This window comes from Butyricimonas hominis, assembly GCF_014287455.1.
In the GTDB taxonomy this organism is placed as follows: Bacteria; Bacteroidota; Bacteroidia; order Bacteroidales; family Marinifilaceae; genus Butyricimonas; species Butyricimonas muris.
The window spans coordinates 213,134-227,090 of the sequence record NZ_JACOOH010000007.1 but is presented as its reverse complement, the minus strand read 5'-3'; the positions used below and the strand labels follow the sequence as shown (position 1 = coordinate 227,090).

At 39.7% G+C, this 13,957-nt stretch carries 11 protein-coding genes; 1 reads left to right on the top strand and 10 read right to left on the bottom strand.

Translation table 11 applies throughout. The annotated features are described in order from the left end of the window. Nucleotides 1-44: 44 nt before the first annotated feature. On the bottom strand, nucleotides 45-950 hold the full coding sequence (locus H8S64_RS16140; RefSeq protein WP_117682422.1) for a hypothetical protein: 906 nt from the start codon (nucleotides 948-950) through the stop codon (nucleotides 45-47). Between the two features lie 92 nt (nucleotides 951-1,042). After that, nucleotides 1,043-1,558, bottom strand: a complete 516-nt coding sequence (locus H8S64_RS16135; RefSeq protein WP_115485009.1) for a DUF2262 domain-containing protein — start codon at nucleotides 1,556-1,558, stop codon at nucleotides 1,043-1,045. 244 nt (nucleotides 1,559-1,802) lie between these two features. Here H8S64_RS16135 and erm(F) point away from each other — a divergent pair, with 244 nt between their 5' ends. Continuing rightward, nucleotides 1,803-2,603: a 23S rRNA (adenine(2058)-N(6))-methyltransferase Erm(F) gene (gene erm(F), locus H8S64_RS16130; RefSeq protein ID WP_004295323.1), complete on the top strand. Its 801-nt coding sequence runs from the start codon at nucleotides 1,803-1,805 to the stop codon at nucleotides 2,601-2,603. A 197-nt stretch (nucleotides 2,604-2,800) separates the two neighbouring features. Here the strand turns inward: erm(F) and mobV are convergent, their stop codons facing one another. From mobV to H8S64_RS16090, 8 genes are all read right to left on the bottom strand, one after another. Further along, on the bottom strand, nucleotides 2,801-4,168 hold the full coding sequence (gene mobV, locus H8S64_RS16125) for a MobV family relaxase (protein ID WP_117682424.1): 1,368 nt from the start codon (nucleotides 4,166-4,168) through the stop codon (nucleotides 2,801-2,803). Between the two features lie 162 nt (nucleotides 4,169-4,330). Next, nucleotides 4,331-4,699, bottom strand: coding sequence for a hypothetical protein (locus tag H8S64_RS16120; protein WP_195527776.1), 369 nt, complete (start codon nucleotides 4,697-4,699; stop codon nucleotides 4,331-4,333). A gap of 76 nt (nucleotides 4,700-4,775) precedes the next feature. After that, the gene (locus tag H8S64_RS16115) at nucleotides 4,776-5,168 is read right to left on the bottom strand and encodes a hypothetical protein (protein ID WP_005866999.1); all 393 of its coding nucleotides are present in this window, start codon (nucleotides 5,166-5,168) and stop codon (nucleotides 4,776-4,778) included. A 17-nt stretch (nucleotides 5,169-5,185) separates the two neighbouring features. Continuing rightward, entirely contained in the window at nucleotides 5,186-6,418 is a 1,233-nt protein-coding gene (locus H8S64_RS16110; RefSeq protein WP_005867000.1) for a site-specific integrase, read from the bottom strand. 255 nt (nucleotides 6,419-6,673) lie between these two features. Next, a complete protein-coding gene (locus H8S64_RS16105; protein ID WP_186977420.1) occupies nucleotides 6,674-8,692 on the bottom strand; it encodes an AIPR family protein in 2,019 nt (672 codons plus the stop codon). Beyond that, nucleotides 8,676-9,692, bottom strand: a complete 1,017-nt coding sequence (locus H8S64_RS16100) for a PD-(D/E)XK motif protein (RefSeq protein WP_186977418.1) — start codon at nucleotides 9,690-9,692, stop codon at nucleotides 8,676-8,678. The genes H8S64_RS16105 and H8S64_RS16100 overlap by 17 nt, the downstream gene beginning before the upstream one ends. After that, the gene (locus tag H8S64_RS16095) at nucleotides 9,679-12,486 is read right to left on the bottom strand and encodes a Z1 domain-containing protein (protein WP_186977416.1); all 2,808 of its coding nucleotides are present in this window, start codon (nucleotides 12,484-12,486) and stop codon (nucleotides 9,679-9,681) included. The genes H8S64_RS16100 and H8S64_RS16095 overlap by 14 nt, the downstream gene beginning before the upstream one ends. A gap of 1 nt (nucleotide 12,487) precedes the next feature. After that, on the bottom strand, nucleotides 12,488-13,954 hold the full coding sequence (locus tag H8S64_RS16090) for an ATP-binding protein (protein ID WP_118774450.1): 1,467 nt from the start codon (nucleotides 13,952-13,954) through the stop codon (nucleotides 12,488-12,490). Between the last annotated feature and the right edge of the window lie 3 nt (nucleotides 13,955-13,957).

The window sequence follows — 13,957 nt, the reverse complement described above, 5'->3', positions numbered from 1 at the left end:
AGGTGTTCTCATTTTCTTACTTGCAAAATAAGGTTTGTAGCGTACTAATAGACACGAACATTCAACACTTTTCCATTAAACAGTTCCACATAACGATTATCTGAAAAACTCCATGTTTCAAGCGTTCCGTTTTCCTTTTTTATTTCTGATTTCCGATAAGGTTCACCCCACGCAACGACAACCATTTCTTTCGTCATTCCGGTATCTACTTTCCTGAACGCTATCTGCTTGCCAAAATTATCGCCATACTGTTCTTTCAGCAAGGAAATACGCTTGGCACTTACGAACTCGTAAACTTCATCACCTATTGGGAAGGCTTCTACCTTAACGCTGTCTGCCCCCTCCATAATCAGAAACGCCCCGTCACTGTTCATTTTCAAGCCTATATCCATACAATGGTATTCAGTACCTTCAGGCGGTGTTATGATTTGTCCGTCCTCGGTTTCTACCCGTTTGGCAAGTGAGAAGAATGCCTGCCCAATGTATCTTTTCAGCTTCTCATAGAAGCCCAAACAGGTCATACATAGAGGATAACGATAAGGATTGTAGTAAATTTCATCTCCACTTTCTTTTTCACGCAACAGAATACAGCATCCTGTTCCTTTAGTCCAGACTTTCAGAACCTCATAATACTTTCCCACCACAGATTTTGCAGGAGTTACACTTACACCATCCATTTGATATACCGGCTGCTTCTCACCATCGAGGAAGTTGCCCGTGAAGAATACCTCGTAGTAACCACGACTGTCATTTTTCGCTCCATGCATATAGAGGGTCTGGCCGGGCAATGAAGCAAAACTCCGACTTTCCACGTTTGTAAGGCTGTCATAAGGTTGTGCATTCTGCACAGTGTACTCTTTCAAACCGTCATTCTTGGGGATTATGTTGAGTTGAGCTACTGCATACAAGCTACAACTCAAGAATAACATTATAAATGGAATTGTTCTCATACTTAACTTATTCTAATTATCGTAATATTCGGTGGATAATGTTCGGCAGATAAACCATTTTCAATGTTTCATCTGTTTGTTAGCAACCTGTTCTATCCTTCTAATCCATTACATTCACATTCAATTTTTCCGTTTTCTTTGGTATATAGACTATACCATATAACATGACCTGCATAATAATCAGGGGAACAACTTATATACATGTTTATATCTGTTATCCCTTCCTCAACAGAAAAATAAATAGATTGCACCTTTAAGCTATTATAAAAATCAGTTTGAGTTATAGGTAAAAATACTTTTTCCTCATATGCCGTCAAATAACAATCTTTTTCGTTTGTTACTTTAGAATCTTCATCTTTTATCCATTCTTCAGCAAGTCTAATCATTCCTTCCTCTATTGCTGTTTCTGTGCAGATTTCTTTATTATTATTTACCCACACTAAAACAGATTTAATTATAGGGAGAATAGATATATTGTCAATTCCTTGTTTATTAGATATTTCGACACGAGTTGATTCATTCCATATTGAAATATGGAAATTATACTCATAAGACAGACTTCCTTGTACAAAATCTTTTTCTGTAAGTTGTTCTATTTCTACTATCATCTTGTTTTCGCTTTATGGGTTGCTAACGGTTCTCAGCTATACGCAGGCAGGGATTTTAACCACTGAACTTCCTACGAAGAACTGAACTTTAAATTTACCACTTAACTGTCCTACGAAGCACGAAACCCCTGCTTGCGTATAGGTGATGTTATGCGGTCGGTTTTCATTTTCTCTTCTTTCTCGTTAATTTATCAAGCAAAGTTACTAAATTTGCAGTCAAGTATTCACCTGTAAGAAGTTACTAATGACAAAAAAGAAATTGCCCGTTCGTTTTACGGGTCAGCACTTTACTATTGATAAAGTGCTAATAAAAGATGCAATAAGACAAGCAAATATAAGTAATCAGGATACGGTTTTAGATATTGGGGCAGGCAAGGGGTTTCTTACTGTTCATTTATTAAAAATCGCCAACAATGTTGTTGCTATTGAAAACGACACAGCTTTGGTTGAACATTTACGAAAATTATTTTCTGATGCCCGAAATGTTCAAGTTGTCGGTTGTGATTTTAGGAATTTTGCAGTTCCGAAATTTCCTTTCAAAGTGGTGTCAAATATTCCTTATGGCATTACTTCCGATATTTTCAAAATCCTGATGTTTGAGAGTCTTGGAAATTTTCTGGGAGGTTCCATTGTCCTTCAGTTAGAACCTACACAAAAGTTATTTTCGAGGAAGCTTTACAATCCATATACCGTTTTCTATCATACTTTTTTTGATTTGAAACTTGTCTATGAGGTAGGTCCTGAAAGTTTCTTTCCACCGCCAACTGTCAAATCAGCCCTGTTAAACATTAAAAGAAAACAGTTATTTTTTGATTTTAAGTTTAAAGCCAAATACTTAGCATTTATTTCCTGTCTGTTAGAGAAACCTGATTTATCTGTAAAAACAGCTTTAAAGTCGATTTTCAGGAAAAGTCAGGTCAGGTCAATTTCGGAAAAATTCGGTTTAAACCTTAATGCTCAAATTGTTTGTTTGTCTCCAAGTCAATGGGTAAACTGTTTTTTGGAAATGCTGGAAGTTGTCCCTGAAAAATTTCATCCTTCGTAGTTCAAAGTCGGGTGGTTGTCAAGATGATTTTTCTGGTTTGGTGTCGTCTTTTAAGCTGCCGCATAACATTGTGCTAACAGCGAAATCAGCTGTTATTTTCTTCAAGTATATCACCTTGCGAACAAATATAAAAAAAGTGCGGTACACCACGAACGGCGTACCGCACTTTTTTCGGCAAATCGGGCAGGATTTAACATTTATAGCTTGAATCCCTTGCCTTTCCTTTGCGGTTGTATAGGTCGGCGTATGTTCTGCCTTAACTTCTCGAACTGTTCCTTAAACCACTCGGCAATGGGCTTTCGGTCGATGGCAAGAACCAATTTAGCCCCGTCCGTGGGGTCTTTCAGCACTTGGAAACCTGCCCTTTCGGTCGTGAATTTCCGTCCGTGTTCCTCCGAGTAGAGTTCCCCTGCATACTCCAACGGTTTTCCCTTGACGAGCGTTGCGGTCTGCCTTTCATCGAACCCGACAAGGCGGCAAAGGTTTTCGATACGGAGCATTTCACGGAAATAGGGAAACCATGCCGCAGCCTTTGCGATTACCGTTTTCAAGAAAGATATTTCCTCCTTGTGCTTCGTTTCCTTGTCCGCTATCTCCCTGCGGTGCTTCCGTTCTACTTCCGCCATCTGTCGGCTGTGGTCTGCCTGCATGGTCTGTATTCTGTCTTGCAGGGCTTCGATGGTTTCCTCGTGGTCGGCTACCTCCCTATGCAGGGCGGTGTTCTCCCTTTCCAGCGTCTTGACCTTGTTACTGCCGAAAAGAGAACCGACACTCTCGGCGATGTTGGCGGCTGCGACGGTTGCCGCCCCTTTCAGCTTCTCGGTCTGTATTTCTTTTTTCGCCCGTCTTAGTTCTTCCCGTGCCGTTTCTTTCTGCTGCTGCAAATCCACCACTTCCGCTTTGAGGTCGTCGGAGAGTTTCTGTATATCCCGATAATACTGCTGCGTGGACTTGTGACGAGCTTTCGAGCCGTCTATGCCCCTTTGCAGCCCGTATTTCGCCATCGCCACGGCATAGGTATCTTGGTAGGACTTCAATTTCAGCCGTGTCATAATATCGTCTGCGCACAGCCTCACGGTGTCGGTCGGCTTCTTGCGGTATCGCTTCTTCGTCTGTTCCTCCCTTTTCCTGCGCTTTCGCTCTCCCTTGACGATGGGGACGAGTGTAACGTGTATGTGCGGCGTTTCCTCGTCCCTGTGCAGGTGAGCCGCCACGATGTTCTCCTTTCCGAACGTGTCGGCGAAGTATTTCAGATTGTCGGCGCACCACTCGTCCAAACGCCCCTCTTCCTCTATCCGCTTCATGTCCTCGTGCGTTCCCGACACGTTGATGCGGATTGCCCGTACTTGGTTGCTTCCGATTTTGCGTGTCAGCCCCGCTTCTTCTAATCTCTGCTGTATAGCCGCCGAACGGTCTTTCACCCCGTCGGGGTATTCGATAAGCCTGCGGTTCAGGTGCGTGCGTGTGGGGTCGGCGTTCTTCGGTATGATGAAACGCTCGATATGTGCGGTCGTTCCGCTGTCGCTGCCGTGCGCCTTTTCCATGTGTAAAACTACGAAACCCATATATTTTTCCTTTCTTCCTTGACTTGTGAAACAATGATTTTCCGTATCTTCGGGGGCGGCAAATGCCGTCCCCGATGGGGTGTGCAGAGGGGCTTGCCCCTTGCCTTATTGGGGAATTTTCAGCGATACGTAGTATTGCGGCTCGGAAAATTCCCTAATAAGCTACGGTATTTTCTCCGCAAATACCCTGCGGCGTGCCGTCCGTCTGCCCGTCTGCCTTTCGGCGGTGGCTGTCCCTGCCGCCTGCTTGCCCGTAACCCCCACCTTATTATTTTTCCCTTTCGGTCGGTGGTGGGCGGCGGGGCGGTCGTTTCCGTTTTCAAAGGCTCTTTTGCACGGGGCGGTCGGATACAAGGTTTTCCCGATAAATACGCTCGCAGCGAAGCGAGAGGAAGATTTATCGGGAAACGGCGCAGCCGCCTGACCTTTTAGCCGACATAAAGCCCCGTGCTTGCTTTGCCTTTGTAAACGGAAATGATTGCTCCGCTTTCCTCTGAAAAGAGGAATAGAACCTGCAATATATATCACCATAGTGATAGGTTTGCATGTTTGCATGCCGGTATGTTGGTACGTTTGCATGTTGGTATGTTGATATGTTGGTGTATCATCATGCTTTCCAACGGCTGTTGGGCTTGCCGTCCGAAACAACCGACACGAATACCGTCGTTTTCTCTTTTCGCCCGTGTATAATCCTCTCTAATAATGCCCTGCGGACTTTCGCCGCCCCGAACGACTCGATACGGAAAGCGAGGGCGGCTATCGTTTCGAGGTTGTAAACCTCGATGTAACTTCTCTCCGGTAAGCGGATAAGGCGTTTTATGCCGTACTCTTTCAAAACTCCGCTTTTGCAGAGTGCCTTTATCCCTGCCCGAACCGTCGGGGCGATAACCCCGAACAGTTCGCAGATTTCCCGCTCGGTCATGGCGGTTGCACCTATATCGCTCGGCAGGGAGATATTGCCCTGCCCGTCCATCGTGATAATGTTCCTTTCTTCTTTCATCGGGATTCTGTTTTTAATTAGATGGCTCGGCAGATATTCTTCTCCATATCCTCCAACTTGTGCGACAGGGTTTCCATGTCTTGGCTTATCTTCTGGGCGGTGATTTTGGCGTAAATTTGGGTGGTCTTTATGTTGGTATGCCCCAAAAGACGGCTCACCGTTTCGATGGGTACGCCGTGCGACAGAAGCACGGTCGTGGCGTTCGTGTGTCTTGCAACATGGTAGGTCAAACGTACCTTGAAGCCGCATTGTCTGCCTATCTCTTTGAGTATCTTGTTGCAACTGCCGTTACTCGGAACGGGGAAAACATGACCGTCCCGAGCCAGTCCCTTGTATTTCTCTATGATACACTTGGGAACGTCCAAAAGACGGATGTTCGATTCGGTGTTGGTCTTCTTTCTTCGGGTGATTATCCAAAGGTTGCCGTCGAAGAATGTTTGCAGGTGGTCGGCGGTGAGGTTCTTCACGTCCGAATACGCCAAACCCGTGAACACCGAAAAGACGAACAAGTCCCGTACAAGTTCATGGGTGGCATTCTTCATGGGTGCGTCCATGAGCGTCTGTATCTCCGTTTGGGTGAGGTAGCCCCTATCCACGCTTTCGGGAGAGTTGATATATCCGGCAAAGGGATTGAACGGCAAACGTCCGTCGTTTCTCGCTATCGAAACGATGTGCTTCAACGCAATCATGTAGCCCCACACGGTATTGGTGCGGCATTTCTTCTCCGTGCGCAGAAAATACTCGAAATCGTTGATGAACGTGAGGTTGAGTTCCTTTAACGGGATGTCCTCACGCTTGTAGGTATGGGGCAGGAACTCCCGAATATGGTTGCAGACCGTCCGATAACGGGTAAATGTACCCTGCGCCCTGCTGTGCCCGACTTTCTTCTCAAACTCGGCGTTGTGCTGCTCGAACAGCTTCAGCAAGGTTTCCTGCTTGATGCCGATACCAAGATAGGCGTCTTTGAGTTTGGCGGCGGTAACATATCCGTCCGTCTGCATTAACTCTTGATAGCGGCGGTTTACCTCCACACGGATTTTATCTACCGCAAGGTTGATTCTCTGCGCTTCGACGCTCTTGCCCGAAGCACGGCTGTTTTTCACGTCCCACAACCGTGGGGGAACGTCCATCTTGCAACTGAACTGTTTAATCTCGCCGTCCACCGTGATACGGCACATTAAAGGCAGGTTGCCGTTCGGCTTCTCGCTGCCTTTCTTCACGTAAAATAATACCTTGAATGTACTTCGCATAACTCACTCCTTTTTTTGGTTACAAAATTAGTTATTAGTGAGTTACCGACTGCTATGCAAAATTACGCAAATCACAGAAACAGAACCATTTAGCAAGAAATTCACACCCGTTACGGGGGTAATGAGGTGGTAACTGAACTCTTGCGCTGTTTGGCTTCGAGGTGGTATTTCGTTGGCTCTGCCCCATAGAAAAACAAAGCGTAACGAACACTCTATCAGCTAATTCGCTACGCTTTGCCCAAATTTACTTTTTCGCTATGTGTTTATTTTATATGCTATACTACTTGCGTTCGATTGTTGATTGATAGTAAGAAATCCGCTATCTTGTCCCCATTCTTCAATTTTTTTCCATAGAGAAAAGGGGATAGAGCGGATAATGTTTTCTTCATGTTGACGAGAGTCTTCTGATTCTTCATTTGTGCTAATTAAGTTGCGTTTTGGCGGATTGCTAACATCGATTAAATCTACACTTATCTCGTCAATATTGACATCCCATTCATGTTCTTTCACTTGATTCCAGCATTCTTCTTTTTTAGCCCATTCGATGTAATGTGAAACAGGTGATTTGTCAAGAATAAATTGATTCACTTGTTTCATCAATTCATAAAGAAAATCTGAAAGTTGTTGAGAGATTTGCTGATTTTTCCAAATTTTGTATAGATTAAGTCGATTATTCGTAATGAGATTGAGTAATGAGATTGCGTAGGGTACAACGACTTGTTTCATTTCCCCGATGTTGTTACCACTGACTTTTGTACCGTAACGTTTATCTGTACCTTTGAATAATATAGCTTTTGCAACGGTGTCTTCGAAATATATGTTATCTATAAACTTGATGTTATCAGGTAAATTGTCATTGATAAAACGTGCATAGTTTTTTTCGTTACCTCTGACAACAATGTGTGGACCGATTGCAAGTTTTTTCCCGTTCCAAACTTCTTGATAGGCGTTGATATATTTTGCCAACTCAGTTTTTGTGAACATTTGGTTCTTTGGATATTTTAGGTCGAATGCTTTTTGCCGTGAAACGGTAAAACCTTCACGACTCCGTAATGTTTTGTACTGTCCTCTAGCACGTTCGAAGAACCAACATGTTTGTATGTTGCTTCGGGGTGTTATTGGTGAAAGTATATAACGAGACAGTTTTTCGATGGCGATTAATGCAGGATTATTTGCTGAGAAATCAGCATCATTAACCTTATTTTGAGTGTTGGCATATCGAGAGATACGAGAAACAATATCACTATACAAGTCTTGTTTTTCTATAATGGAGAACTTGACTTGAACAAAAATATTTGAGATATCGGCCTTATCTTTTTTAGCGGAATTATAAATTGAAGCTGTTGTCTGTCCTCCATTTACTATTTGTAGGTTATTGATTTTTCTAATAAAATGATTAGTGTCGTCTAATTCAATATGGTCGGCTGTTGCTGCAATCCCATTATTGAATGCTAGAAACATATGGGGTTCATTTTTGATTGTGGCCCGGATTCCTTTGTTAATCTTTCCGGTGAATTGCAAAAATGAACGTACATTTTGTTCTAGTAATCTTGCCCCGTAACATTCATATAATTTTGCCAAACAAGTGCCAGGAATAATAGCAATATATGCTTTATAGTTTGGGTTATTGATGTTTGCAGCAAGGCATGGAATATCAAATTTTTCTCCTTCAAAATTTTCGAAATCAAGTTCAATTGGTACACGAGCTTGTTCTGAGATTTTGTATAGGAAATTTATATCGACTATTCGATAAAACACATTATAACCGCATATTTGGGTGTTTTGAGGAATTTCTCCATTGTAGATACCATTGGTAAGGATAAATGCATTTACTCGTACGAGATTTTCCTTTAATTCAGAGTAGTTCGCCAAGGTATTGGCAAACTCAAAAATTTGAGAAGATTCTGCGACTTCGTTTACATAGTCATTATAGATAGCTTTACGGAAAAAATTAGTGATTCGTTTGGCCGCTGTATCGATATCTGATTTTGCGATGGTTTTGATTTCGTTGGTGTTTTCAAAAATGGAGATAAATAAATCTACAGTTTCGTAATTTTCAGATAAGGCGTAAGCGTTTATTTTATGTTGTCCCTTTTTTCCAAAATCTTTCTCGTCATACGCTACATCCGCATTTTCTGTTTCTCCCGCGTCAGACAACATATATATAGCAATACGAGTGAAAATTTGTTCTTGAGTGTCTCCTTCTTCATTACTTGCTTGAAAAGCTATGATATCCTGTATTAAGGATTGATAAAATTTATTTATTTCGTTCATAATTTTTTAGTGTATTGAAAATTTGATTCTCATTTACCAAGTACTCATCGCATGTGGCAAGAATAATGGTGTATTTTACATCACTAATTCCTTTGCGTAATTCATTTTCTTTTATTCGGGGAAATTCATTTTCTATCTTGTAATAGTTTTCATTTCTAGTTAAGTAATATCTTTTTTGATATAATGACTCGTGCTTATCGAAATAACCAGCTTCAAATAGTTTTGCGTTAAATATAGATAGTACAGATATATCATTTCCAAGAGTTTTTCGAATCTCTAAAACTTTTTGACATAACGTTTGACCATTCCCGTTTGAAATCTCGACGGATAGGTGATATAGAAAGAGTTTTTTTAAAAGAGTTTCGTCTAATTGTCTTTCACCGTTTATGATAATTTTTTGAGGGTTATTAGTTGAAGTCGTTTTAACTTCTAATGCCCAATTGTCTCCTTGAAAATCACGTAGAGCTTTATCTGCTCCAACCCAAGCGTGTAATACATCACGTGGATTTATTTCTAATGAAAGTAATTTTTGTAAAAAGTGAAGTTCGCCATAAAGTCCTTGTTGCTCGGCAGGGGTAAGACCTGTTGAATTATTCTTATCAAATAATGTCTTCCACTTTCCTAATTGATTGACAACGGTTTTGGCAATTTCCTCTTCTGTGCTTGCGGGTATTGTTGATTGTATGAGGTTTTCACATAAGGCCTCAAAAATATTGCAATTATTGGCTTGGAGTAATTGAATTATCAACAAATGGGAATTTGTAAAGGTCGAATCTGGGACGAGTAATATTTTTAATTCTTTCAAATTATTGAAAGAAGAGGTATCTATACGAATTTTTTTATTAAAAGTAAACGCAATGCCATAGTATCCTTCAGGATATTGATAGGTGGCATAGATATGGCTTCGAGTAGTGTTCGGGCAAAGGCGTTTAACAAGTCCTATATTTTTTTCTTTTTCTAATATTGCCCAGATTTGGGATATATATTTATTGCTCATCATATATATTGTCATTTGTAGCGTCAAACATATCCTCTGTTTCCGCAAATTCTGCAACTTGATTGACCCGATAGGAAATTGCAATTCGAGATTTGCTATTAGGAAACGAGATTACAAACCCAATGAATGGTTCATCTTCTGGGTTAAATGTAATTGTATCTGCAATTATATTCCCTTGTAAGTCTTTCACGTTTGCACATACAGGGTTGAGCGGATAAATAAGTAAGAGAGGGGTTGTATGAGGTCTAAATTCTTGGCGTACAATTTCGGGTGCGGGATAATCCTTGTCCCAAATTTGCCCTTTGTCTTTTTTGTATTGTTCTGTTCTTTTTAACGCATCCTTTAATAACGTGTCTTCTAAATCAATAAATTCATCTTGTTGATTGCCGACAATATGATTTTTACGAATGTAATATGTATTTTTGTCCGTATCATCTGCACGATTACGGTCAAAACAGCCAACCTCGATACCGTTTGAAAATTTATGTCGTGCAGTAGTCTTGCTTTTATTCATTAAAACAACACTCCATGAGGTTAATTCTTTTTCCTTTATAAGGTCTCGTATATATGTACATATTAAATCTAAATTAACCTTCTTCAAATTATCAGCAACATTGAATTTTGTAAAATAATCGCAGATAATTTCCGGGGAAATATTACGCCAGAGGTAATTATTATTTTTTTGTTCGTAATTACCAAGATTGGCTAATAAATAGTCTGTTGCAATAAGATTCTTTTTCTTTTTCCCTCTATCCATTGGAAGTTGATAAGTTTCAATCAAACGTCCAGCCCACGATACATCTATTTGTTGCGTGTAACGCATTTTTGCGAGAGACGTGATTTGTAGACAACCGGGGTGTGTCCGTACTTTTAGGGCGTAGTTCTCGGGAGTACCTCCTGATTCGGCTAGGTAATTGAATTCTTCCTTTAATTCTTCACTTGCAATTGTGATGTGGCGAAACCATTCATTGAGTTCTGTACTTGTATATAGACGACATAAATCGACATAACCTGGGCGATATCCAAACCAACGTCCCATCTGTAGTAGAGTATCGTACATTTTTGATGCTCTTAAAAAATAACTTATAGAAAGGCCTTCCAAGGTTAACCCTCGTGAAAGTTTGTCCCCACCAATGGCAATGACGGATATCCCTGTTTTTTCATATTCATAATATGTCAGACTATCTCCGGAACTTCCATTAATAGATTTCACTTCGATTTTTTGAACGGCTTTATAGAGTAAAGGTTTGATTTCTTCCCATGAGTGAATCATCAAGCAATTGTCAATATCATATAGTCGGGAGGACAGAATTTCAGTTGTAACTGTTTTGAAAGATTTATATTGTGGAGTATCAACTTCTAATAATTGTTGAAATTCTGCCATCGTTGAAGTATCGTTTGCTTCAATTTCGCTTTTGTAATAATGAAATAGTTTTTCTACCAATTCCTTAATATGATTCTGCCATGTTTGAAAACGAGAAACGTGTATAAGCATTGAATTGTGTTTTGTTTCTTGACCTCTTGCGATACGAATGGCACAAGTAATGATGAAAGATTTTATTGCAGTTTTTAATGATTCTGGGATATCATTGAACGTCGGTTTGGCATCATCTTTTTTGTGCCCTTGTGGAACAAAAAACTCATAATCATTAATTGGAGAAACTATTGGTAGTAAATCGTCATCAATATTATTGGGAATAATAGATGTCCCGAAAACCTTTTCCGGGCCGATATAGTTTGTTGGTGCGGGGATATTAATAATAAAATCTCGGGGGAATAAATCTTCTTCATCTTGAGGGATAAAGATATTTGCAAATGGAGTGGCTGTATATCCAACGTAAGCCGAGCGATTAAATAATGAAATAATTTTACGGATATTTTCATTTATTTTTGTTGGGTCAAGATTATTCTCTCTTTTATTAGTGTTGATTGATGCGTTGTCAGCTTCGTCATCAATAATTAAAAGAGCTTTATCTGCTATTTTATTATTAATTGTTTGTGTCTGTAGCCAAATATGCAAACGTTTTAATACTGCAACATTTTTTTTGACAACTAGCAATAATGGTTGTGGAGTATTGAAATTTATTCCTAATGTTTGGGCAGCTTTTTTGGTAAAATCTCCTTTTTCTGCACTTGTTGTTATAGAATTTGCAATGGCCGTGGAAAAACCCGGAATGAGACCAACTCCAATTTTATTTTTTTGGTTATTGGCGTATACTCTTTCAAATTGAGTATCAAAGCCTAGAAAGCCTTCATCAAGTCGAGTTTGTGTTTGACTTCGTAGATTGTTATGGATACCAGCCAAGATAATTATCAGGTTAAAACCGGAGTCTGCAGCTTTACAAATAAGTCCTGTGTAATTTGCGGTTTTGCCTGATTGTACTTGACCGACTACTAATCCCTTCTTGTTTATTTGAATATCAGGACGTTGAGGGTTAAATAATTTATCTAGTATTTTGTCTGTTAAATTATCTAGTTGCATAATAATACTTGGAGCAAATTTCTTTTGTTTTTCCAAATATGACGTGTAGCGCAACCAGAATGCCCAATTGGATTTCTTATTTGCTTTAAAATCTTTAAGCCAAGGTTCTCTACGTTCTTTACCTTCTAAAATCTGAAATGTATCAATTTGGATACTATACATTGATAGCAAATCGTTTTTTAATTTTTCGGTATCGACATTGGCGCAGATTTTTTTTACTTGTCTGATGGCATTATTGATTTCTTCATCAGTAACGTTGGTCTTTCTGCCAATTATGGATTGGCAAATTTCTACTGCAACTTGAAAATTATCCATATTACAAATTATCGATTAGTTCTTCATAATTGTTAAACGGTTCTATCGTTTTAAGATATGCTTTTGCTTGTTCTTGATTTTTGCCTATAATTAATTCATTTTTATACATTAGAGCAAGGGTTTGCTTGATGACATTTACATCCATATTAGTAAGTGGTGTTGCTTGGTGTTCTTCTCCTTGAGCTTCATTTATATAAATTGATTTTGTCGGGATTGTTTCTTCCAAAAATTTTAAAAGTGTTTCAATAGCTTGTTCCGGCTTTTCTTTCGCAAGTTTTTTTAGATTTTGAATCATCAAATGTTCCCGATTAATAATGAAAGACCATTTGTTATCTTTTTTTTTCTCTCTCCAAAGTGGTTGGAATGATTGCCCGGCTCGCTGTGCTATTATTTTGCCTCTATGTCTATAAACTTCGATAGCTAGTTTCCGAACAGATTTTGCATAAGATTCCAATTGTTCTCTATAGATAGAAGGTGGGTACGCTTTGGATTTTTTTATATCAATTTGCCAATCAGAATCAAGGTTATTGGGTATATCAATTTGTATTCGTGCCAATTTATAAGCTTCTTCTTTTCGAAAAAGACCTAGCCAATCTCCTCCTAGTAATAAACGTTTCCCCCGGTAAACATAAAATCCTTGTAGTGCAATCCATCCGTTATAACCTTCTGCTCTTTTGTATGCTTGCTCTGTAGAAAAATTATTTTTGTGTGGGAGTACAAATCCTTTCATTGTAATACCACTATTAATATTTTCTGTTGGTTGTGGTTGGGTTTTTAGCTCGTCTATGCAAAATGGATTCCAAGCTTCAATCTCATGTCCACACCAAAATATTTTTATAGATTTGTCTTCAATGAAACGGTGAAATGTCATGGCAAGATGTTTTTTCACTTTATCCATCGAAAGGGAAAATTTATGTTTTATGTTTTCATTTGTGGGTTCTGTGCATGGAGGAATGATTCTGTCCAAATCTGTCCAAATGACAAGAGTCCCAGATTTTTGAGAATCCAAGTCGTTGATGAATCCTTCTGGAATCCAATGAAGTAGTTCCCATTTTTTGCTGTATGCAACATAATCTAAATCCCAAGTCCAGAATGCTGCAGATGATTCTTGTCGCTTACTAAGCACGGATAACTTGCGACATTGAGAAAATGATGCCGTTTTTAGCCCAAGCCCGAATCGTCCTAAATCTGTTTCTGAGCGTTCCGAAAGGGGATTTTGTGCTCCAGGACGCATTGCTTGAATAATTTCTTCAGAAGTCATACCCAATCCGTCATCTTTTATAGTAATGATGGATTTGTCTCCTCTCCAGATACGATTTACATATATGTTTTTCGCTTTTGCAGAAATAGAGTTGTCAATAATATCGGCAATTGCTGTTTCAAGATTGTACCCGATAGCCCGAAAAGTTTCAATCATTGAGGCTGCTTCTGGTGTCGCCTCGGCTTTTTGTAAATTACTATAATCCATGAG

What these genes read in the sequence shown, in the direction of transcription:
- H8S64_RS16140 (WP_117682422.1), bottom strand. Translation starts at nt 950, where the DNA reads ATGAGAACAATTCCATTTATAATGTTATTCTTGAGTTGTAGCTTGTAT.
- H8S64_RS16135 (WP_115485009.1), bottom strand. Translation starts at nt 1,558, where the DNA reads ATGATAGTAGAAATAGAACAACTTACAGAAAAAGATTTTGTACAAGGA.
- mobV (WP_117682424.1), bottom strand. Translation starts at nt 4,168, where the DNA reads ATGGGTTTCGTAGTTTTACACATGGAAAAGGCGCACGGCAGCGACAGC.
- H8S64_RS16120 (WP_195527776.1), bottom strand. Translation starts at nt 4,699, where the DNA reads ATGGTGATATATATTGCAGGTTCTATTCCTCTTTTCAGAGGAAAGCGG.
- H8S64_RS16115 (WP_005866999.1), bottom strand. Translation starts at nt 5,168, where the DNA reads ATGAAAGAAGAAAGGAACATTATCACGATGGACGGGCAGGGCAATATC.
- H8S64_RS16110 (WP_005867000.1), bottom strand. Translation starts at nt 6,418, where the DNA reads ATGCGAAGTACATTCAAGGTATTATTTTACGTGAAGAAAGGCAGCGAG.
- H8S64_RS16105 (WP_186977420.1), bottom strand. Translation starts at nt 8,692, where the DNA reads ATGAACGAAATAAATAAATTTTATCAATCCTTAATACAGGATATCATA.
- H8S64_RS16100 (WP_186977418.1), bottom strand. Translation starts at nt 9,692, where the DNA reads ATGATGAGCAATAAATATATATCCCAAATCTGGGCAATATTAGAAAAA.
- H8S64_RS16095 (WP_186977416.1), bottom strand. Translation starts at nt 12,486, where the DNA reads ATGGATAATTTTCAAGTTGCAGTAGAAATTTGCCAATCCATAATTGGC.
- H8S64_RS16090 (WP_118774450.1), bottom strand. Translation starts at nt 13,954, where the DNA reads ATGGATTATAGTAATTTACAAAAAGCCGAGGCGACACCAGAAGCAGCC.